This is a genomic window from Streptomyces sp. NPDC040718, assembly GCF_055593565.1.
On the sequence record NZ_JBVIXO010000013.1, the window covers coordinates 85,156 to 104,527 of the forward strand.

Genomic DNA, 19,372 nt, shown 5'->3' on the forward strand with positions numbered 1-19,372 from the left:
CCTGGCGGGAATCCCGATGCGGATCGGACTCATGTCCGACCGGAGTTACGCGGGTTCCACGCGGACCGCGCAGACCTTGAACTCGGGCATCCGCGAGACGGGGTCCAGGGCCGGGTTGGTGAGGGTGTTGGCGCGGCCCTCGCCGGGCCAGTGGAACGGCATGAACACGGTGTCGGCGCGGACGGTGTCCGTGACGCGGGCCGGGGCGACGGCCCGCCCCCGGCGGGAGGTCACCGCGAGCGGGGTGCCGTCGGTGACGCCGAGGCGGGCCGCGAGGCGCGGGTGGAGTTCCACGAAGGGGCCGGGGGCGGCGGCGTTGAGTTCGGGCACGCGGCGGGTCTGGGCCCCGGACTGGTACTGGGCGACGACCCGGCCGGTGGTGAGCAGCAGCGGGTACTCGGCGTCGGGGACCTCGGCGGCGTCGCGGTGGGAGACGGGGGTGAAGCGGGCCCGGCCGTCGTCGGTGGCGAAGCGGTCCAGGAAGAGGCGGGGCTGTCCCGGGGAGCCTTCGGGGCAGGGCCAGAAGACGCCCTGTTCGGCTTCGATGCGGGAGTAGGAGATGCCGGAGTAGTCGGCGGGGCCGCCTTCGGAGGCGCGGCGGAGCTCTTCGAAGACCTCCTCGGGGTCGGTGGGGAAGCCCTTCTCCACGCCGAGGCGGGCTGCGAGCCCGTGCAGGAGGTCCAGGTCGCCGCGGACGCCGGGCGGCGGGGTGAGGGCGCGGCGGCGCAGCAGGACGCGGCCCTCCAGGTTGGTGGTGGTGCCGGTCTCCTCCGCCCACTGGGTGACGGGCAGGACCACGTCGGCGAGTGCGGCGGTCTCGGAGAGGACGACGTCGGCGACGGCGAGGAAGTCCAGGGAGCGGATCCGGTCCTCGACGTGGGCGGCGCGGGGGGCGGACACCACCGGGTTGGAGCCCATGAGGAGGAGGGCCTTGACGTCGCCGCCGAGGGCGTCGAGGAGTTCGTAGGCACTGCGGCCGGGGCCGGGCAGGCTCTGCGGGTCGACGCCCCAGACGCGGGCGACGTGTTCGCGGGCGGCGGGGTCGGTGAGCTTGCGGTAGCCGGGGAGCTGGTCGGCCTTCTGGCCGTGCTCGCGGCCGCCCTGGCCGTTGCCCTGGCCGGTGAGGCAGCCGTAGCCGGAGTGCGGGCGGCCGGCGCGGCCGGTGGCGAGGCAGAGGTTGATCCAGGCGCCGACGGTGTCGGTGCCCTTGGACTGCTGCTCCGGTCCCCGGGCGGTGAGGACCATGGCGGAGGAGGGGGTGCAGAACAGGTCGACGGCGCGGCGCAGTTCGGGGACGGGGATCCCGGTGATGCGCTCGACCAGTTCGGGCCAGTGGGCCATGGCTGCGGCGCGGGCGTCCTCCCAGCCGGTGGTGCGTTCGCTGATGAACTCCTCGTCGGCGCGGCCCTCGGCGACGACCAGGTGCAGGAGTCCGAGGGCGAGGGCGAGGTCGGTGCCGGGGCGGGGCGCGAGGTGGAGGTCGGCCTGCTCGGCGGTGCGGGTGCGGCGGGGGTCGACGACGATCAGGGTGCCGCCGTTGGCCTTGAGCTCGGTGAGGTAGCGCACGAAGGGGGGCATGGTCTCGGCGGGGTTGGAGCCGACGAGGACGACGCAGCCCGAGCGGGGGATGTCCTCCAGCGGGAAGGGCAGTCCGCGGTCGAGGCCGAAGGCCTTCTGGTGCGCGGCGGCGGCCGAGGACATGCAGAAGCGGCCGTTGTAGTCGATCTGGGAGGTGCCGAGGGCGACGCGGGCGAACTTGCCGAGGGCGTAGGCCTTCTCGTTGGTCAGGCCGCCTCCGCCGAAGACGCCGACGGCGTCGGGGCCGTGGGCGCGGCGGGTGCGGGCGAGTCCCTCGGCGACGGCGTCGAGGGCCTCCTCCCAGGTGGCCGGGACGAGCGGGCCGCCGGCGTGGGTGCGGACGAGCGGCTCGGTCAGGCGTACCCGGGAGGAGAGCACGGCGGGGGCGGTGCGGCCCTTGCCGCACAGCGCGCCCCGGTTCACGGGGAAGTCGGTGCGCTCCTCGACCGTCACCGCGTCGCCGTCCGGGGCCGGGCGCAGGTTCATGCCGCACTGCAGGGCGCAGTAGGGGCAGTGGGTGGCGGTGGCTTCCGGGGAGCTGTGCATACGGCCCAGGGTGCGGCCCGGGTGTTACGCGGGGGCTTCACCCCGCGTTACGCGCGGGGTACGCCGCCCTCCCAGGTCCCGGCCCCGCACGGTGAGCCGGACCCGATACGGCCCTTCCGACGGCGGGCGTGGCTAGGCTGACGGGGTCAGGACTGGAGGAGACCATGACCGCCACGCTGCCCGAGTGGCTCTACCCGCCGCGTGCCAGCGGCTGGGAGGCCGACGACCTCGACCACATCCCGAACCTGCCCCGCCACACCGAGCTCATCGACGGTGCACTGGTCTTCATGATGTCGCCCCAACGGTCCTGGCACGACCGTGTCATCCGCCGCCTGACCGCCGCGCTGGAGGACCGGGCCCCGGAGGAGAGCACGGTCGAGGCGCAGATGACCGTGCGACTGAGCGTGAAGAGCCGTCCCGAGCCGGATGTCATCGCCGCGTCGGTCGCCTACGACCCGGACCGGACCTGCTTCCTGCCCGAGGACGTGGCGCTGGTCGTCGAGGTGGTCTCCGAGGAGTCGCAGGAGCGGGACCGGGAGACGAAGCCCTTCAAGTACGCCCGGGCGGGGATCCGGCACTTCTGGCGCGTCGAGGAGGAGCACGGCCTCCCGGTGGTCCACGCGTACGAGCTCGACGACACGACCCGCACCTACGTCCCCACCGGTATCCACCGGGAGCACCTCAAGACGAGCGTGCCCTTCGACATCGAGATCGATCTGGCACGCCTGACTCGGTGAGCCCGGCCTACTGGCCGGTGAGGTACTTGACCGTCAGGCCGGCCGTCCAGCCGCCGTCCACGGCGAGTTCGGCGCCGGTCATGTAGCCGGCGGCGTCGGAGAGGAGGAAGGCGACGGCGGCCGCGATCTCCTCGGGGACTCCGACGCGGCCCAGCGGGGCGCCGGGGTAGTTGCCTTCGCCGGCCTGGATGCCGACGGGGGCGGTCATCGGGGTGAGCGTCATGCCGGGGTGGACGGAGTTGACGCGGATCTTCGCCTCGGCGAGCTCGACGGCGCCGATCTTCGACAGTCCGCGCACGCCCCATTTGGAGGCCCCGTACCCGGCGGTGAGGGCGAGTCCGGTGAGGCCGGCGGCGGAGGAGATGTTGACGACGGATCCGCCGCCGTTCGCCCGCAGCAGGGGTATCGCGGTCTTGATCCCGATGAACACGCCGACCAGGTTGACCTCGATGACCTGGCGGAAGTGCTCGACGCTCTCGTGTTCCAGGAACTGGCCGGTGGAGATGCCGGCGTTGTTGACGAGCCCGTCGATCCGGCCGAACTCGGCGACCGCGTACTCCAGCGCCGCCCGCCAGTCGGTCTCGCTGGTCACGTCGTGCCGCAGGAAGCGGGCCGCGTCGCCGAGCTCGGCGGCGGTTTCGGCGCCCTCGGCCTCCAGCAGGTCGGTGACCAGCACCCGGCCGCCGCCGTCGACGACCGCCTGCGCGGCTGCCGCGCCCAGGCCCCGTGCCCCGCCGGTGATGACGACGACCTTGCCGCTCAGATCCACCACAGCCACGATCCACACCCCTGACGCAGACACATCGGTATATGACTAATCGGCATATGCCGATCGCGGCGTCAGTCTGCCAGAGCGGCCAGGACCCGCGACACCCCCTCTTCCTTCGGGCCGAGGAACCTCGGCTCCGGCTGGAAGGCCGCGTCCAGGGCCGCCTTGCCGGCCGCGAAGACCTCGCGGGCGCCGCCGTAGTACCAGGTGGAGTCGTGCTCGTCGTCCACCCCGACGCCGTAGGAGTCCACGCCCGCCGCCTGGCACAGGGCCACCGCGCGGTGGATGTGGAAGTGCTGGCTGATCAGCACCGCCCGGCGCACCCCGAATATCTCCCGGACCCGCACGCAGGAGTCCCAGGTGTCGAACCCGGCGTAGTCGCTGACGATCCGGTCGTCGGGTATGCCGTGCCCCCTGAGGTACGTCCGCATCGCGCCCGGCTCGTCGTACTCGGTGCGGCTGTTGTCCCCGGTCACCAGGACCACCTTGACCTTGCCCGCGCGGTAGAGCTCCACGGCCGCGTCGAGCCGGTACGCCAGGTACGGCGTCGGGCGGCCCTTCCACAGGCCCGCCCCGAAGACCACCGCCACCCCCGCGTCGGGCGCCCCGGCGGTGGTCCGCAGCCGGTCGGCTGCCGCGGCGTGCGTCCACGTCGAGGGCAGCAGGGCCAGCACGCACAGCGCCATCACCGCCTGCACGGCCCGCCGGCGCGCCCGCACCGTCCGCGCCGTCCGCGCCGTCCGCGCCGTCCGCAGCAGCGCCCTCCACCGGCCGGCGCCGAACCGCCCCGCCCGCCCCTGCTCCCGCTCCCCCATGACCGATCCCCCTCGTCCCACACACCTTTCGCACGGATTGACGAACCACCCCCTCCCCCCAGTTCCACCCACCACGCCTTTCACTCGTACGAATGACCGAGTGAGCGGCAGGAAACCACCCGTCACCCCCGCGCAACGCCCACGCAATCCGGACCCCGCAGGATCGGTCCATGACGGAGCCGGTGCACCCTCCCGCCACCCAGTCCTTCCCCTTCGGCAGCGCGGCCGAGCTGCTGACCCGGATCACCGACCAGCTCGGCACCCAGCTCAGCGGCCTGCGCCCACCACGCGCCCGGCACCACGGAGTCCCCACATGCACCCCGCCCTCGTCGCCGTGGCCCACGGCAGCCGCGACCCGCGCGCCCCGCACACCGTCCTCGCCCTGCTCGAACGGGTCCGCGAGCTCCGCCCCGCCCTCGACGTCCGCCTCGGCCACATCGAGCTGAACCGGCCGCTGCTGGCCGACACCCTGCGGGACACCGCCGGGGCGGCCGTCCTCGTGCCGCTGCTGCTCGGACGCGGCACCCACGTCAAGCGCGACCTACCCGCCGCCGCGGCCCGGGCCGGACACCTGCGGATCCGGATCGCCGACCCGCTCGGCCCCCACCCGCTGCTCGTGGAGGCCCTGTTCGAGCACCTCCTGGAGGCCGGCTGGACCCCGGGCACGGCCGTCGTACTGGCCTCGGCCGGGTCCCTCGACCCCGACTCCGCCGCCGACACCCGCCGCGGCGCCCACTTGCTCTCCGAACGGCTCGGCGGGGTCCCCGTGGTCCCCGCGTACGCGTCGGCGGCCGCCCCGAGCGTCGCGGACGCCGTCCGGGCACTGGCCGCCCGGGGTCACCGCCGGACGGCCGTGGCCTCGTACTTCGTCGCCCCGGGCCGGTTCGCCGCCGCGAGCGCGGCCGCCGCCACCGGCCCGGCGGCGGCCCCGCTCGGCGCGCACCCGGCACTCGCCCGACTGGTGCTGCACCGCTACGACCAAGCGCTCGCCCGCAGCGCGCGGGAGCCGGAACTGGCCACCGCGTGAAGGCCGCGCAGGTTCGGTAGGTTCCGATTGCTCGGATTGTCGGTGACTCCGGTTAACGTCTCAGCATGGAAGGCACCGCGCACGTCCCCGCCTACGAGTCCTACGATCCGGCCGCCACCGAACGATGGGCCGCCGAGCCGGACAAACGGCCCGGCCGCACCGCCTTCCAGCGCGACCGCGCCCGGGTGCTGCACTCGGCCGCGCTGCGCCGCCTCGCCGGGAAGACGCAGGTCGTCACCCCCGGCACCCGCTCCTTCGACTGGGACGCGAGCCCCCGCACCCGGCTCACGCACTCCCTGGAGTGCGCGCAGGTCGGCCGGGAGCTCGGCGCGGCCCTCGGCTGCGATCCGGACCTGGTCGAAGCGGCCTGCCTCTCCCACGACATGGGCCACCCACCGTTCGGGCACAACGGCGAGGAGGCGCTCAACGAGTTCGCCAAGGACTGCGGCGGCTTCGAGGGCAACGCCCAGTCGCTGCGCCTGCTGACCCGGCTGGAGCCCAAGCGGTTCGTCGCCGGCCCGGACGGCGAGCAGCTGAGCGTCGGCCTCAACCTGACCCGCGCCTGCCTCGACGCGGCCACCAAGTACCCCTGGGCGCGCGGCGGCCACCCCACCGACCCGGACTCGGTGAAGTTCGGCGCCTACGAGGACGACCTGCCGGTCTTCGAGTGGCTGCGGCGCGGTGCGCCCGCCGACCGCAAGTGCTTCGAGGCCCAGGTCATGGACTGGGCGGACGACGTCGCGTACTCCGTGCACGACTTCGAGGACGGCCTGCACGCCGGTCACCTCGACCCCAACCTCCTCTTCGCCGAGCCCGAGCGGGCCGCCATCTGGCAGGTGGCGATCGGCCGTTACGTGCCCGCCGACACCTCCCCGGAGGAGCTGCGCGAGGCGCTGGACCGGCTGATGGAGGAGGACTGGTGGCCGCACGGCTACGACGGTTCGGCGGTGGCGCAGGCCCGCCTGAAGGACGCCACCAGCCAGCTGATCGGCCGCTTCTGCCTGGCCGCCGAGGGCGCCACCCGCGAGGCGTACGGCTCCGGCCGGCTCACCCGGTACGCGGCGGAGCTGGTGGTGCCGCGCGACGCGCGCAACGAGTGCGCGGTCCTCAAGGCGGTCGCCGACCTGTACGTGATGCAGCGCGACGAGCAGGAGCGGCTGAGGGCCGACCAGCGCATCGTCCTGGCCGAACTGGCGGAGGCGCTCAGCGCCCGCGCGCCGGAGGGCCTGGACCCCCAGTTCCGGGCGATCTTCGACGCGGCGGCGGACGACAGGGCCCGCAAACGCGCGGTCATCGACCAGATCGCCTGCCTGACCGACGCGGCCGCCCGTTCACTGCACGCGCGCCTCACCCGACGCGGGCGGCGCGCCGAAGGGTGAGCCGATCGGGCCACTCCCCCTTCACGCGGCAGGCTGGGTGCGGGACGCTCGCAAGATGGCCGCAAGTGGCCGACAGGTTATGAGGAGGCATCAGGTGGTCGACGCAAACCAGACGTTCATCATCGTCGGCGCGGGGCTGGCCGGGGCCAAGGCCGCCGAAACGCTGAGGGCGGAGGGGTTCACGGGCCGGGTGATCCTGATCGGCGACGAGCGCGACCATCCCTACGAGCGGCCCCCGCTGTCCAAGGGATACCTGGTGGGCAAGGAGGAGCGCGACAGCGTCTTCGTGCACAAGCCGTCCTGGTACGCGAGCGCCGACGTCGAGCTGCACCTGGGCCAGCCCGCGGTGCACCTGGACCGTGCGGCGAAGACGGTGCGCCTGGGCGACGGCACCCTGATGCACTACGACAAGCTGCTGCTGGCCACCGGTGCCGAGCCGCGCCGCCTGGACATCCCGGGCACGGGCCTGGCCGGGGTGCACCACCTGCGCCGGCTCGCCCACGCCGACCTGCTGCGCAAGGCACTGACCTCCCTGGGCCGGGACAACGGCCACCTGCTGATCGCCGGCGCGGGCTGGATCGGCCTGGAGGTGGCGGCGGCGGCCCGTACGTACGGCGCGGAGGTGACCGTGGTCGAGCCGCTGGCGACCCCGCTGCACGCGGTGCTCGGCCCGGAGGTCGGCCGGCTCTTCACCGACCTGCACGCCGAGCACGGGGTGCGCTTCCACTTCGGCGCGAGGCTGACGGAGATCGTCGGCCAGGACGGCATGGTGATGGCCGCCCGCACCGACGACGGGGAGGAGCACCCGGCGCACGCGGTGCTCGCCGCGATCGGAGCGGCGCCGCGGACCGCGCTCGCCGAGACCTCGGGGCTGGCGCTGGTGGACCGGGAGCACGGCGGCGGCATCGCCGTGGACGCCTCGCTGCGCACCTCCGACCCGGACGTCTACGCCGTCGGGGACGTGGCCGCCGCCCACCATCCGGCGCTGGGCACCCGGCTGCGCGTCGAGCACTGGGCCAACGCCCTCAACGGCGGTCCGGCCGCCGCGCGGGCGATGCTGGGGCAGGAGGTCTCGTACGAGCGGGTGCCGTACTTCTTCTCCGACCAGTACGACGTGGGCCTGGAGTACTCCGGGTACGCCCCGGCGGGCGGCTACGACCAGGTGCTGGTGCGCGGGGACGTCGGCAAGCGGGAGTTCGTCGCGTTCTGGCTCTCGGAGGGCCGGGTGCTGGCCGGGATGAACGTGAACGTGTGGGACGTCGTCGAGCCCATCCAGGCCCTGATCAGGTCGAAGACGCCGGTGGACCGCGAGAAGCTGGCGGATCCTTCCGTTCCGCTTGAGTCCCTGGTGCCGGCGGAGGGGGCCTGACGGGTTCGCCGCCGCCCGGCCGTAGAATTCACGGGTGGCAGGACGGATCAACGACGACGACGTGAAGGCGGTACGGGACGCGGTCCCGATCGACGCCGTGGTCTCGGAGTACCTCCAGCTGCGCAACGCCGGCGGCGGCAACCTCAAGGGCCTGTGCCCCTTCCACGACGAGAAGTCCCCGTCCTTCCAGGTCAGCCCCAGCAAGGGCTTCTACCACTGCTTCGGCTGCCAGGCCGGCGGGGACACCCTCGACTTCATCATGAAGATCGACCACCTCTCCTTCTCGGAGGCGGTCGAACGGCTGGCCGGCCAGGCCGGGATCACCCTGCGGTACGAGGAGGGCGGCTACACCGCCGGCACCAGCGGCCGCGGCGAGCGGATCCGCCTGGTGGAGGCCCACAAGGCCGCCGCCCTCTTCTACGCGGAGCAGCTCGGCGGCGCCGAGGCGGAGATCGCCCGCCGCTTCCTGGCGGGGCGGGGCTTCGACCAGGCGGCGGCCCAGCACTTCGGCGTGGGCTACAGCCCGGCCGGCTGGGACCACCTGACCCGGTTCCTGCGCGGCAAGGGCTTCACCGACAAGGAGCTGATCCTCTCCGGGCTGGCCCAGGACAGCCGCAGCGGCAAGCCCATCGACCGGTTCCGGGGCCGGCTCATGTGGCCGATCCGGGACATCAGCGGCGAGGTGGTCGGCTTCGGCGCGCGCAAGCTGCGCGAGGACGACAACGGGCCGAAGTACCTGAACACCCCCGAGACGGCGATCTACAAGAAGTCCCAGGTGCTGTACGGCATCGACCTGGCGAAGAAGGAGATCGCGAAGACCTCGCGGGCCGTGGTCGTCGAGGGCTACACCGACGTCATGGCCTGTCACCTGGCCGGGGTCACCACCGCGATCGCCACCTGTGGCACGGCCTTCGGCGGGGACCACATCAAGATCCTGCGCCGGCTGCTGATGGACAACGCGACCGCCGAGGTGATCTTCACCTTCGACGGTGACGCGGCCGGCCAGAAGGCCGCGCTGCGCGCGTTCGAGGACGACCAGAAGTTCGCGGCGGAGACCTCCATCACCATCGCCCCGGGCGGCATGGACCCCTGCGACCTGCGCCTCGCGCAGGGCGACGCGGCGGTGGCCGGGCTGGTCGACTCCCGCACCCCGCTGTTCGAGTTCGCCCTGCGGCACATCGTGGGCCGGCACAACCTGGAGAACCCGGCGGGGCGGGCGGCCGCGCTGGCCGAGGCCGCACCGGTCGTCGCCAGCATCAAGGACCTCTCGATCCAGCACGAGTCCGCCGTCCAGCTGGCCGGGATGCTGGGCATCCTCGACGAGCAGTTCGTGGTCAAGCGGGTGGCCCAGCTGGCACGCTGGGCGCGCGAACGCGGCAACCAGCCGCAGCAGCAGGGCCGGGGCCGCCCCCAGGAGCCGGCCCCCGCACCGCCGTCGGCGGCCGTCGGCGGCGGGCCCGCGCTGAACCTGCGCAGCCCCGCCCACCGCACCGAGCGCGAACTCCTCAAGCTGGCGCTCCAGCGGCCGGCCCTGGTCTCCCCCGCCTTCGACGCGTACGGGATCGACGAGTTCACCGCCCCGCCCTACGCGGCCGTCCGCCAGGCCATCCAGGACGCCGGCGGCGCCTCGCAGGGCACCGAGGACTACCTGGTCCGGGTCCGCGAGGCCGCTCCGAACGACACCGTCCGGGCGATGGTCACGGAACTGGCGGTGGAGGCCATCCACGCCAAGACGGTGGACGAGGTCTACGCGGGCGTCCAGCTCGTGCAGGTCCGGCTGCGCGCCGTCGACCGCCGGGTGCTGGAGATCCAGGGCGCCATGACCCGGCTGAGCCCGCAGGCCCCGCCGGAGCAGCACGCGGCGATCCAGCAGGAGCTGTGGGTGCTCCAGCAGTACGGGCAGCGGCTGCGCAACCGCGGCGCCGAAGGGCTGTAGACGCCGCTCAGCGCCGCAGCCAGTCCCCGCCCGGGATCTCGGTGCCCGTCGCCGCGAGGCGGCGGGCCAGCGGGCCGGCCGCCAGGTAGACCCAGGCCCGGACCCGGCTGCCGTCGGGGCGCACGGCCTCGCGGGCGACCCGGTCGTAGACGTTCCCCGGGCGCCCCGGGCCGGCGTACTCCTCCAGCAGGTCCAGGGCGACCAGCAGTTCCGCGTACGCCCCCGGCGCGGCGGTGACCAGCTCCCCGGCTATGGCGGAGCCGGGGCGGTCTACGGCGTACGGATAGCCGGGCCCGTCGTACAGCGCCGCGTCCGGCAGCCGGGCGGGCTCCTCGGCCGCCGTACGGCCCTTCAGGAACAGGTCGTGGTTGACCTCCCCCGGCCGCAGCGTCCCGTACACGAAGAACGGCAGCGCGCCGGATCCGGTTCCCGGTCCGGATCCCGGCCGATCGGCCGATGTCACTGGGCCCTCCCTCGACTACGACTGGACGGTGCGGGGGTCCGGGCCCTAAGGCCCTTCTTCGCCGCGCACCCCCACCGTACGCACCGCTGTTACACAATCTCCCGGCTCCCGTGACGGGCGCCCCATAACGTCTGGTTCCACCCGTTTCCCGACCCCACCCCGCTCCCCATGACGCGATCTCCCCGCCGTTCCCCCGGCACCGCCACCACCACCGCCGCCCTGCTGTTCTGCGCCGCCGCGTCGGCCGTGGCGGGCTGCGCCGCGCCCGGCGGGCTCGCCCCGGGCGAGCCCGTGGCGCCGGTCTCCCCGCAGCCGCAGCCGGAGGCGCTGTGGCCGGCCTGGTCGGAGGGCTCCCCGCGGGCGCCCGGGGTGGCCACCGGCACCCACCAGCCGCCGCCCGCCCCGCTGCCGGACGCGCCGGAGGCGGGTCCCGAGGGGCTGGCCTCGGTGGACGCGATGGCCGTCGTGAAGGCGGACAAGCGGATGCGGCTGCTCACCGGCAAGGGGATGATCAACGCCCCGGGCCGGGCGGGGATCCGCCCCCCGGTCTACCTCGATCTGACCGGTGACGGGAAGAAGGAGATGGTCGTCGCCGCCGACATCGAGACCGGCCGCACCGCGCTCACCGTGTACGCCGCCCGGGGCAAGGGGATCGTCCCCATCCTGTTCACCGTCGGCCGGCGGATGGCCGCCGAGTCGATCGGCCCGGACCTGCTGGTCCGCACCGCACCCGACGACGGCTCCGAGCAGGCCGTCCGCTACCACTGGGACGGCACCCGGATGACGGTCGTCAACGACGAGCGCCGCTACACCAAGCCCCAGGACCCCTCGTGAGGGCCCGGATCCCCGCCCCGCCCGCCGGCTGCGGACGGCGGCTGCGCGCCCTCGGCCTGCGCTGGAAGATCGCCGCGCTGCTGGCGGCCGGCTGCTCTCTGGTCGCCGTCACCATCGGCGTACTGATCCACGAGGCCCGCGTCCGCCAGGTGTCCGACTCCGCCCGCAAGAGCGCGGTCGAACAGCTGGTCCGCGTACGGCAGATCTACGAGATCACCGGGCGGCTCGACTCCGACAAGGTCGGGGAGGCCGACGCCCGGATCGACTGCCCCGCCACCCCGGAGGAGCTGCGCGGGGCGGCCCTGGGCGGACGCCGCACCACCTACCTCGACCTGACCGGGCCGGACCCGGCGGTGTGGGCGGCCCGGCCGGTGGGCAGCGGGCACGTGCTGACGGTGCGGCAGTCCCTGGCCGCCGAGCAGGCCGAGCTGGAGGAGCTGGACGCGCAGCTGGTCGCCTCCGGGACGGGCGTGGTGGCGCTCGCGGCCGTCGGCGGGGCGCTGCTGGCCAGCCGGCTCAGCAAGGACCTGCGGACGGCCGCCGAGACGGCCCGGCGGATCAGTGCGGGCGACCTGGACGCCCGGATCGGGCCGTCGGGGCCGCCGGGGACCCGGGACGAGGTGGCCGAGCTGTCCTCGGCGGTGGACACCATGGCGGCCAGCCTCCAGCGGCGGCTGGAGGCCGAGCAGCGGTTCACCGCGGACGTGGCGCACGAGCTGCGCACCCCGCTGACGGGCCTGCACACGGCGGCCGAGCTGCTGCCCGCAGGGCGGCCGACGGAGCTGGTCCGGGACCGGGTCGCGGCGCTGCGGACGCTGACGGAGGACCTGCTGGAGGTGGCCCGGCTGGACGCCGACCGGGAGGAGGCGCGGCTGGAGGTGCACGCGCTGGGACCGCTGGTGGCGTCGATCACGGAGCGGTCGGGGGTGGCGGCGGCGGTGGTCGGCGCGGACGGGACCGCCGGGGGGCCGGGCGGGGTACGGGTGCGCACCGACGCCCGGCGTCTGGAGCGGATCCTGACGAACCTGCTGGTCAATGCCCGGCGGCACGGGAGCGGTCCGATCACGGTGACGATGTCGGGGACCTCGGTGACCGTCCGGGACCAGGACGGCCCGGGCTATCCGCGGACCCTGCTGCGCGAGGGGCCTCGGCGGTTCGTGACGGGCACTCCGGAGCGGGGCCAGGGGACCGGGCTCGGGCTGACGATCGCCTTCGGGCAGGCCCGGCTGATCGGCGCGGAGGTGTCCCTGTCGAACCCGGAGCCGGCGGGCGCGGCGGCTGTGGTGACCCTGCCGCCGGCCTGACGTCACCCGGACGGCGTGGGCCCACACGGATGCCCTTCTACGGCCCTGACCTGCCCGGATACCGTTCGGCGGGGCATCAGGGGCGGGATCTGGCGCAGGCTCGGCAGGCGGTGGGCGGGCGGGCGGGTTTACCTCGGAACACGACCCCGTGTCCCCAGGAGTACCCATGCGCCGCAGCACCGCCCACGTGCTCACCGCCACCGCGCTGACCGCCGTCGCCTTCGCCGGGCCGGTCGCCGGGGCGGTGGCCGCCGCGGAGCTCGGCATGACGGCCTTCGCGCCCGGGGACTTCGCCGTGCTGGAGGTGTGGCCGAAGTCGGCCGGCCCGGGTGCCACCGTCACCGTGCACACGAAGGCCTGCGGCCGGGGCAGCCGGGCCGAGGGCGATGCCAGCACGGTGGAGGGCGGCCGCTTCGAGCTGGCGCCGGGCAGCCGCGAGGACGTGGTCACGGGCCGGTTCCGGATCGGCCAGGGCCTGCGGCCGGGCACCTACGGCATCGGCGCCACCTGCGCGAACGGCAAGTTCGCCACCGGCGACCTGGTCGTCACCGAACGCGGCCCGCAGGGCCACGTACGGACCGGGGTGGGTGGTGGCACGACCACCGCCACCGACCCCGCCAAGATCACGGCGGGAGCGGCAGTGCTGGCCGCGGCCGCCGTCGGCGGTACCTGGCTCCTGCGTCGCCGGGCGAGCGGCACGCGGAGCTGACGGGCGCCCACCGCGGCTGCGGCCGCGGTCCGACCGGTACCGCCCCCCGTCGCCCGCCCCGCGAGGTCCCCCCGTTCGCGGGGACGGGCGACGGCCACTCCAGCAACGGCGAGACGAGGGGTACGGCGCATGCGTGGCGGCTTCCCGGGCCTGCGGGAACGCCCCGGAACCTGTGGAAGGGGCTCCGCCGGGGCGCTCGCGGCACGGGCCGGGCTGGTCGCGGCCGCCGTCTGCGTCGGCGTCTGGCTCATCGGCAGCGGCTCGGCGGTCACCGTGCGGCCCCCGCTGCCCTCCGCCGCCGAGGCGCTGAGCGCGCAGCTCCTCTACCCCGGGAGCATCGACCCGCTCCCCGGCTCCCCGCCCGTACGGATCAGGATCCCGTCGATCCGGGTGGACGCCCCGCTGGCCGGGCTGGGCCTGGACCGAGACGGCAGCCTCGAAGTGCCCCCGCCGGCCCGCCGGGAGCTCGCCGGCTGGTACCGGGACGGGACCACGCCGGGCGCGACGGGCACCGCCGTGATCGCGGGACACGTCGACCACGCCAGCGGGCCGGCCGTCTTCTACCACCTGGGCGCGCTGCACCGGGGGGCGGCGGTCGAGGTCGACCGCGCGGACGGGCGTACGGCCGTGTTCACCGTGCACGCGGTCGAGGTGTACGACGCCGGGGCCTTCCCGGACCGGCGCGTGTACGGGCCCTCGCCGCGCGCGGAGCTGCGGGTGATCACCTGCGGCGGCGCGTTCTCCCCGCGCACCGGCTACCAGGGCAACGTGGTCGTCTTCGCCCACCTCACGGGGACGTACTGAGCCGCCGCCCCCACCACCCGGCTACCCCCACTGTTCGAGGCCGAGCTTGACCACCAGCGCGCCCACCACGGTGAGCAGGACCCCGCGGACGAAGCCGCTGCCCTTCTTCAGGGCCATCCGGGCGCCGACCATGCCGCCGGCCAGGTTGAAGACCGCCATCAGGGCGGCCAGCTGCCAGAACACCATCCCCTGGTAGGCGAACATCGCGAGCGCCCCCGCGTTGGTGCAGCAGTTGACGATCTTGGCGGTGGCGGAGGCGGTGACCAGGTCGAGGTGGAGCAGGGCGGTCAGGGCCAGCACCAGGAAGGTTCCGGTGCCGGGTCCGATGAGGCCGTCGTAGCAGCCGATGCCCAGGCCGGCGAGGGCGATGGTGAGGAGCACGCGGCCGCGGGAGACGGGAGAGGCGGAGGGGGCGGCGCCGAAGCCCGGCTTGAAGATGACCACGGCGGCGACCACCACCAGCACCCCCATGATCAGCGGGCGCATGGCGTCCTTGCTGATCCCGCCGGCGAGCGCGGCGCCGCCCATCGATCCGGCGAGCGCGGCCAGACCGATGCGGACGGCGAGCTTCACGTCGACCGGGGTCTTGCGCGCGTAGGTGGCGGCCGCCCCGGCGGTGCCGACGATGGCCACCGCCTTGTTGGTCCCGAGGACGGCGGCGGGCTGGGCGCTCGGCAGGCCGAGCAGCAGGGCCGGCAGGAGCAGCAGTCCGCCGCCGCCGACCACCGCGTCGATCCAGCCGGCCGCCGCGGCGGCCGCGCACAGCACGATGATCATGGTCGTTGATATGTCAGGCACGGCCACGACCCTAGGTACCGCATCCGTGCAGGGACCATCGATGCCCGGAAACTTGCGCAAAGGTTGAGCTTCGGCGCTGCTTCCAAGGGCCTCACGCACCCTCGGCACGGGCGCTGAGGTCGGTGTTCCGTCCGGGTAACAGGGGCGATGCGGCGGGGAAACAGCCCGCCCGCAGGCTCGTGCCATGACCTCGGAACAGCGTGTGGTGGTGATCGGCGGCGGCCTGGCGGGCCTGCGGCTCGCCGCGCGGCTGGGCCCCGGTGCGGCCGTGACCGTACTCGGGGAGGAAACCCACGCCCCCTACAACCGGGTCCTGCTGGCCGAGGTGCTCGCGGGCCGGTACGCACCCGAGGTCACCGCGCTCCCGGCCCCCGGCCCGGCGCTGCGCCGGGGTGTCCGGGCGGTGCGGATCGACCGCGCGGACCGGGCCGTGCACTGCGACGACGGCAGCGTGGAGCGGTACGACACCCTCGTGCTGGCCACCGGCTCGAACCCGGTGCTGCCGCCGCTGCGCGGGCTGTTCGCCCCGGACGGGAGGGAACTCCCCGAGGGCGTGCACGCGTTCCGCACCATGGACGACTGCCTGGCGCTCGCGGCGGCCGTACGCCCCGGCGTGCGGGCGGTGGTGATCGGCGGCGGCCTGCTGGGCGTCTCCGCGACCCGTGCACTGGCCGCGCGGGGTGCGCAGGTGGTCCTCGCCCAGCAGGCGGAGCGCCTGATGGAACGCCAGCTGGACGCCGACGCCTCCGCCCTGCTGCGGGACCACCTGACCGCGCTCGGCGTGGAGATCCACACCGAGTGCCGGGTCAGGGGCCTGACCACGACCGGCACCCCGCCGCGCGGGGCCTCCGCCCCGGCCCACCGCAAGGTGACCGCCGTCGAGCTCGCCGACGGCTACCGGCTGGAAGCCGACGTCGTCGTCCTCGCCTGCGGGGTCCGCCCCCGCGTCGGACTCGCCCAGGCGGCCGGGCTGGAGGTCCGCAAGGGCGTCGTCGTCGACGGCCGGCTGCGCACGAGCGACCCGCGCGTCCACGCCATCGGCGACTGCGCCGAGCACGACGGCCGGGTCTACGGCCTGGCGGGACCCGCCCTGGAGCAGGCCGACGCCCTCGCGGCGGTCCTGCGCGGGGACGGCGCCGAGTACACCGGCACCCGCGCCCTCACCCGCCTCACCCTCCCCACGGCCGGCGGCCCCGGCCCCTTCGACCTCGCCGCGTTCGGTGACCCCACCCCGCTCCCCGGCGACGACGTGCTCCGCCTCGCGGACGCCACCCGCCGCACCTACCGCAAGGTCGTCCTGCGCGGCGACCGGCTCGTCGGCGGGGTGCTGCTCGGGGAGCTCTCCACGGTGGGGGCCCTCGCCCGCACCTGGGAGGGCGACGAGTTCCTGACAGCCCCGCACGACCCGTTCCACCTGCTCACCGACGACGGAGGCCACTGATGACCGTGCCCGAGCCCCTGCCCGCGATCGTGCTCATCGGACACGGCATGGTCGGCCAGCGCTACCTGGAGGCCCTCGCCGAGCGCGGTGCCACCGCGACGCACCGGATCACCGTGCTGTGCGAGGAGCCCCGGCCCGCCTACGACCGGGTCCACCTCACCTCGTACTTCTCCGGAAGCACCCCCGAGGACCTCTCCCTCACCCCGGCCGGCTTCATGGCGGAGCACGGGATCGAGCTGCACCTCGACGACCCCGCCGAGCACCTCGACACGGCCGCCCGTACCGTCACCTCCCGCTCCGGGCGGGTGATCCCGTACGACGTGCTCGTGCTGGCGACCGGCAGCCACCCCTTCGTGCCGCCCGTCCCCGGCAAGGACGCCCCGGGCTGCTTCGTGTACCGCACCATCGAGGACCTCCTCGCGATCGAGGAGTACGCCAAGACCCGGTCCAGCGGCGCCGTCGTCGGCGGCGGTCTGCTCGGCCTGGAGGCCGCGGGCGCCCTCCAGGGGCTCGGACTCGCCACCCGCATCGTGGAGTTCGCCCCGCGCCTGATGCCCGTCCAGGTGGACGAGGGCGGCGGCGCGGCCCTGCTGCGCACCATCGAGTCCATGGGCCTGACGGTGCACACCGGCGTCGGCACGCAGGAGGTGCTGACCGGCGAGGACGGCTCGGTGTGCGGGATGAGCCTCTCGGACGGCTCCACCGTCGAGACCGAGCTGGTGGTCTTCTCGGCCGGGGTCCGCCCCCGCGACCAGCTGGCCCGCGCGGCCGGTCTGGCCGTCGGCGAGCGCGGCGGCATCACCGTCGACGCCCGCTGCCGCACTTCCGACCCGCGCGTGTACGCCATCGGCGAGTGCGCGCAGGCCGTCGACGGCCGTGTCTACGGGCTGGTCGCCCCCGGCTACGAGATGGCCGAGACCGCCGCCGAGGACCTCCTGGGCCGGGAGAAGGAGTTCACCGGCGCCGACCTGTCCACCAAGCTCAAGCTGCTCGGCGTGGACGTGGCCTCCTTCGGCGACGCGCACGGCACCGCCGAGGGCAGCCTGGACGTGGTCTGGTCCGACTCCCGCTCCGGCGTCTACAAGAAGCTGGTCGTCGCCGCCGACGGGGTGCTGCTCGGCGGTGTGCTGGTCGGCGACGCCGACTCGTACGGAACGCTGCGCCCGCTCACCGGCAGCGTCCTGCCGGTCGCCCCCGAGCAGTTGGTGCTGCCCGCCGGGGTCGGCGCGCCCGTCGCGCTCGGCCCCTCATCGCTGCCGGACACCGCGGTGATCTGCTCCTGCCACAACGTCACCAAGAAGGCCATCGCCGCCTGCGCCACCCTGCCCGAGGTGAAGAAGTGCACCAAGGCCGGCACCGGCTGCGGAAGCTGCCTGAAGACGATCGGGCAGCTGCTGCCGGCCGCCGCCGACAAGGGGCTGTGCGGCTGCTTCCCGCACACCCGGGCCGAGCTGTACGAGATCGTCCGCACCCGGCGCCTGACCTCGTACCAGGAGCTCCTGGACGGCCACGGCCGTGACGCGGCGCGCGGCGGCGACGGCTGCGAGGTCTGCAAGCCCGCCGTCGGCTCGATCATCGCCTCCCTGGCCCCGACCCTGGGCGCCAGCGGCTACGTACTGGACGGGGAGCAGGCCGCCCTCCAGGACACCAACGACCACTTCCTCGCCAACCTCCAGCGCAACGGCTCGTACTCGGTCGTCCCGCGCATCCCGGGCGGCGAGATCACCCCCGACAAGCTGATCGTGATCGGGGAGGTGGCCCGGGACTTCGGCCTCTACACGAAGATCACGGGCGGTCAGCGCATCGACCTGTTCGGCGCGAGCGTGGACCAGCTCCCGCGGATCTGGGCACGGCTGGTCGAAGCCGGCTTCGAGTCCGGGCACGCGTACGGCAAGGCCCTGCGGACGGTGAAGTCCTGCGTGGGCCAGACCTGGTGCCGCTACGGGGTGCAGGACAGCGTGCGGATGGCCATCGACCTGGAGCTGCGCTACCGGGGGCTGCGCGCCCCGCACAAGCTGAAGTCCGCGGTGTCCGGCTGCGCCCGCGAGTGCGCGGAGGCCCAGAGCAAGGACTTCGGGGTCATCGCGACGGCGAACGGCTGGAACCTGTACGTCGGAGGGAACGGCGGGGCGACCCCGCGCCACGCGGACCTGCTGGCGCAGGACCTGTCGGACGCCGAACTCGTGCGGCTCATCGACCGGTTCCTGATGTTCTACATCCGCACCGCCGACCGGCTGGAGCGGACGTCCACCTGGCTGGACCGGCTGGAGGGCGGCCTGGACCACCTGCGGGACGTGGTGGTGCACGACTCGCTGGGGCTGTGCGACGAGCTGGAGGCCCTGATGGCCGACCACGTGGCGCACTACCGCGACGAGTGGGCCGAAACGCTGTCGGACCCGGAGCGGCTGGGCCGGTTCGTGTCCTTCGTCAACGCGCCCGGCGCGCCCGACCCGACCGTGAAGTTCGTACCCGAGCGCGACCAGGTCAAGCCCGACCTGGCCGTCCTGACCATTGGAGGACCGGCCCGATGACCGTCGAACTGAAGGTGGCCGAAGGCTGGCTGACGGTGTGCCCGCTGTCGGCGCTCGTCCCCGGGCGCGGGGTCGCGGCCCTGCTGCCCGACGGGAGCCAGGCGGCTGTCTTCCTCGACCGCGCGGGGCGCCCGTACGCGATCGGCAACCAGGACCCCTTCACCGGCGCGCACGTCCTGTCGCGCGGGCTGGTGGGGCGGGCGGAGGGGCGGCCCTTCGTGGCCTCGCCGCTGCTGAAGCAGCGCTTCGACCTGGAGTCGGGTCGCTGCCTGGACGACGAGGGGGTGACGGTCCGCACGTACCAGGTGCGGACCGCCTCCGCCCCGTAGGAC

The 19,372-nt window shown here is 74.4% G+C and carries 17 protein-coding genes; 12 read left to right on the forward strand and 5 right to left on the reverse strand.

From position 1 onward, the window contains the following. Positions 1-45: 45 nt before the first annotated feature. Positions 46-2,124, reverse strand: coding sequence for a molybdopterin oxidoreductase family protein (locus tag ACZ597_RS27715; RefSeq protein WP_471335393.1), 2,079 nt, complete (start codon positions 2,122-2,124; stop codon positions 46-48). A gap of 164 nt (positions 2,125-2,288) precedes the next feature. On the opposite strand from ACZ597_RS27715, the gene ACZ597_RS27720 reads away from it, so the two are divergent. Further along, positions 2,289-2,861, forward strand: a complete 573-nt coding sequence (locus tag ACZ597_RS27720; RefSeq protein WP_471335396.1) for a Uma2 family endonuclease — start codon at positions 2,289-2,291, stop codon at positions 2,859-2,861. A 7-nt stretch (positions 2,862-2,868) separates the two neighbouring features. Here ACZ597_RS27720 and ACZ597_RS27725 read toward each other — a convergent pair whose 3' ends face one another. Further along, positions 2,869-3,633: a glucose 1-dehydrogenase gene (locus tag ACZ597_RS27725; protein WP_471335629.1), complete on the reverse strand. Its 765-nt coding sequence runs from the start codon at positions 3,631-3,633 to the stop codon at positions 2,869-2,871. A 68-nt stretch (positions 3,634-3,701) separates the two neighbouring features. Then, positions 3,702-4,445, reverse strand: a complete 744-nt coding sequence (locus ACZ597_RS27730) for a SanA/YdcF family protein (RefSeq protein WP_471335399.1) — start codon at positions 4,443-4,445, stop codon at positions 3,702-3,704. A 313-nt stretch (positions 4,446-4,758) separates the two neighbouring features. Between ACZ597_RS27730 and ACZ597_RS27735 the strand changes: the two genes are divergently transcribed. The 4 genes from ACZ597_RS27735 to dnaG all read left to right on the forward strand — a co-directional run bounded on the left by ACZ597_RS27735 (position 4,759) and on the right by dnaG (position 10,156). Continuing rightward, a complete protein-coding gene (locus ACZ597_RS27735) occupies positions 4,759-5,472 on the forward strand; it encodes a sirohydrochlorin chelatase (RefSeq protein ID WP_471335402.1) in 714 nt (237 codons plus the stop codon). 65 nt (positions 5,473-5,537) lie between these two features. Further along, positions 5,538-6,851 carry a deoxyguanosinetriphosphate triphosphohydrolase gene (locus tag ACZ597_RS27740; RefSeq protein WP_471335405.1) on the forward strand — a complete coding sequence of 438 codons (1,314 nt, stop codon included), beginning with the start codon at positions 5,538-5,540 and terminating at the stop codon, positions 6,849-6,851. A 94-nt stretch (positions 6,852-6,945) separates the two neighbouring features. After that, on the forward strand, positions 6,946-8,220 hold the full coding sequence (locus tag ACZ597_RS27745; RefSeq protein WP_471335408.1) for an NAD(P)/FAD-dependent oxidoreductase: 1,275 nt from the start codon (positions 6,946-6,948) through the stop codon (positions 8,218-8,220). A gap of 34 nt (positions 8,221-8,254) precedes the next feature. Beyond that, positions 8,255-10,156 carry a DNA primase gene (gene dnaG, locus ACZ597_RS27750; RefSeq protein WP_471335411.1) on the forward strand — a complete coding sequence of 634 codons (1,902 nt, stop codon included), beginning with the start codon at positions 8,255-8,257 and terminating at the stop codon, positions 10,154-10,156. A gap of 7 nt (positions 10,157-10,163) precedes the next feature. Here the strand turns inward: dnaG and ACZ597_RS27755 are convergent, their stop codons facing one another. Then, positions 10,164-10,619, reverse strand: a complete 456-nt coding sequence (locus ACZ597_RS27755) for a gamma-glutamylcyclotransferase family protein (RefSeq protein ID WP_471335414.1) — start codon at positions 10,617-10,619, stop codon at positions 10,164-10,166. A 168-nt stretch (positions 10,620-10,787) separates the two neighbouring features. On the opposite strand from ACZ597_RS27755, the gene ACZ597_RS27760 reads away from it, so the two are divergent. The 4 genes from ACZ597_RS27760 (at position 10,788) to ACZ597_RS27775 (ending at position 14,270) form a co-directional block, all read left to right on the forward strand. Continuing rightward, positions 10,788-11,453 (forward strand): hypothetical protein, encoded by a 666-nt coding sequence (locus tag ACZ597_RS27760; protein ID WP_471335417.1) that lies wholly within the window; start codon positions 10,788-10,790, stop codon positions 11,451-11,453. Beyond that, the gene (locus ACZ597_RS27765; RefSeq protein WP_471335420.1) at positions 11,450-12,757 is read left to right on the forward strand and encodes an ATP-binding protein; all 1,308 of its coding nucleotides are present in this window, start codon (positions 11,450-11,452) and stop codon (positions 12,755-12,757) included. Before ACZ597_RS27760 ends, ACZ597_RS27765 begins: the two co-directional genes overlap by 4 nt. A 166-nt stretch (positions 12,758-12,923) precedes the next feature. Then, positions 12,924-13,466: a hypothetical protein gene (locus ACZ597_RS27770; protein WP_471335423.1), complete on the forward strand. Its 543-nt coding sequence runs from the start codon at positions 12,924-12,926 to the stop codon at positions 13,464-13,466. 129 nt (positions 13,467-13,595) lie between these two features. Further along, positions 13,596-14,270: a class F sortase gene (locus tag ACZ597_RS27775; RefSeq protein ID WP_471335425.1), complete on the forward strand. Its 675-nt coding sequence runs from the start codon at positions 13,596-13,598 to the stop codon at positions 14,268-14,270. Between the two features lie 21 nt (positions 14,271-14,291). On the opposite strand, the gene ACZ597_RS27780 is transcribed toward ACZ597_RS27775, so the two are convergent. Beyond that, positions 14,292-15,068: a sulfite exporter TauE/SafE family protein gene (locus ACZ597_RS27780; protein WP_471335427.1), complete on the reverse strand. Its 777-nt coding sequence runs from the start codon at positions 15,066-15,068 to the stop codon at positions 14,292-14,294. A 184-nt stretch (positions 15,069-15,252) separates the two neighbouring features. Here ACZ597_RS27780 and ACZ597_RS27785 point away from each other — a divergent pair, with 184 nt between their 5' ends. Genes ACZ597_RS27785 through nirD form a run of 3 tightly spaced genes read left to right on the forward strand, consistent with a single transcriptional unit; the run spans position 15,253 to position 19,369 of the window. Next, on the forward strand, positions 15,253-16,509 hold the full coding sequence (locus tag ACZ597_RS27785) for an NAD(P)/FAD-dependent oxidoreductase (protein WP_471335430.1): 1,257 nt from the start codon (positions 15,253-15,255) through the stop codon (positions 16,507-16,509). Beyond that, positions 16,509-19,040: a nitrite reductase large subunit NirB gene (gene nirB / locus ACZ597_RS27790; protein WP_471335434.1), complete on the forward strand. Its 2,532-nt coding sequence runs from the start codon at positions 16,509-16,511 to the stop codon at positions 19,038-19,040. Before ACZ597_RS27785 ends, nirB begins: the two co-directional genes overlap by 1 nt. Then, entirely contained in the window at positions 19,037-19,369 is a 333-nt protein-coding gene (gene nirD / locus ACZ597_RS27795; RefSeq protein ID WP_471335437.1) for a nitrite reductase small subunit NirD, read from the forward strand. Before nirB ends, nirD begins: the two co-directional genes overlap by 4 nt. The last annotated feature ends 3 nt before the right edge of the window (positions 19,370-19,372 follow it).

What these genes read in the sequence shown, in the direction of transcription:
- ACZ597_RS27760 (WP_471335417.1), top strand. Translation starts at nt 10,788, where the DNA reads ATGACGCGATCTCCCCGCCGTTCCCCCGGCACCGCCACCACCACCGCC.
- ACZ597_RS27715 (WP_471335393.1), bottom strand. Translation starts at nt 2,124, where the DNA reads ATGCACAGCTCCCCGGAAGCCACCGCCACCCACTGCCCCTACTGCGCC.
- nirD (WP_471335437.1), top strand. Translation starts at nt 19,037, where the DNA reads ATGACCGTCGAACTGAAGGTGGCCGAAGGCTGGCTGACGGTGTGCCCG.
- ACZ597_RS27785 (WP_471335430.1), top strand. Translation starts at nt 15,253, where the DNA reads ATGACCTCGGAACAGCGTGTGGTGGTGATCGGCGGCGGCCTGGCGGGC.
- ACZ597_RS27770 (WP_471335423.1), top strand. Translation starts at nt 12,924, where the DNA reads ATGCGCCGCAGCACCGCCCACGTGCTCACCGCCACCGCGCTGACCGCC.
- nirB (WP_471335434.1), top strand. Translation starts at nt 16,509, where the DNA reads ATGACCGTGCCCGAGCCCCTGCCCGCGATCGTGCTCATCGGACACGGC.
- ACZ597_RS27735 (WP_471335402.1), top strand. Translation starts at nt 4,759, where the DNA reads ATGCACCCCGCCCTCGTCGCCGTGGCCCACGGCAGCCGCGACCCGCGC.
- ACZ597_RS27775 (WP_471335425.1), top strand. Translation starts at nt 13,596, where the DNA reads ATGCGTGGCGGCTTCCCGGGCCTGCGGGAACGCCCCGGAACCTGTGGA.
- ACZ597_RS27740 (WP_471335405.1), top strand. Translation starts at nt 5,538, where the DNA reads ATGGAAGGCACCGCGCACGTCCCCGCCTACGAGTCCTACGATCCGGCC.
- ACZ597_RS27730 (WP_471335399.1), bottom strand. Translation starts at nt 4,445, where the DNA reads ATGGGGGAGCGGGAGCAGGGGCGGGCGGGGCGGTTCGGCGCCGGCCGG.
- ACZ597_RS27720 (WP_471335396.1), top strand. Translation starts at nt 2,289, where the DNA reads ATGACCGCCACGCTGCCCGAGTGGCTCTACCCGCCGCGTGCCAGCGGC.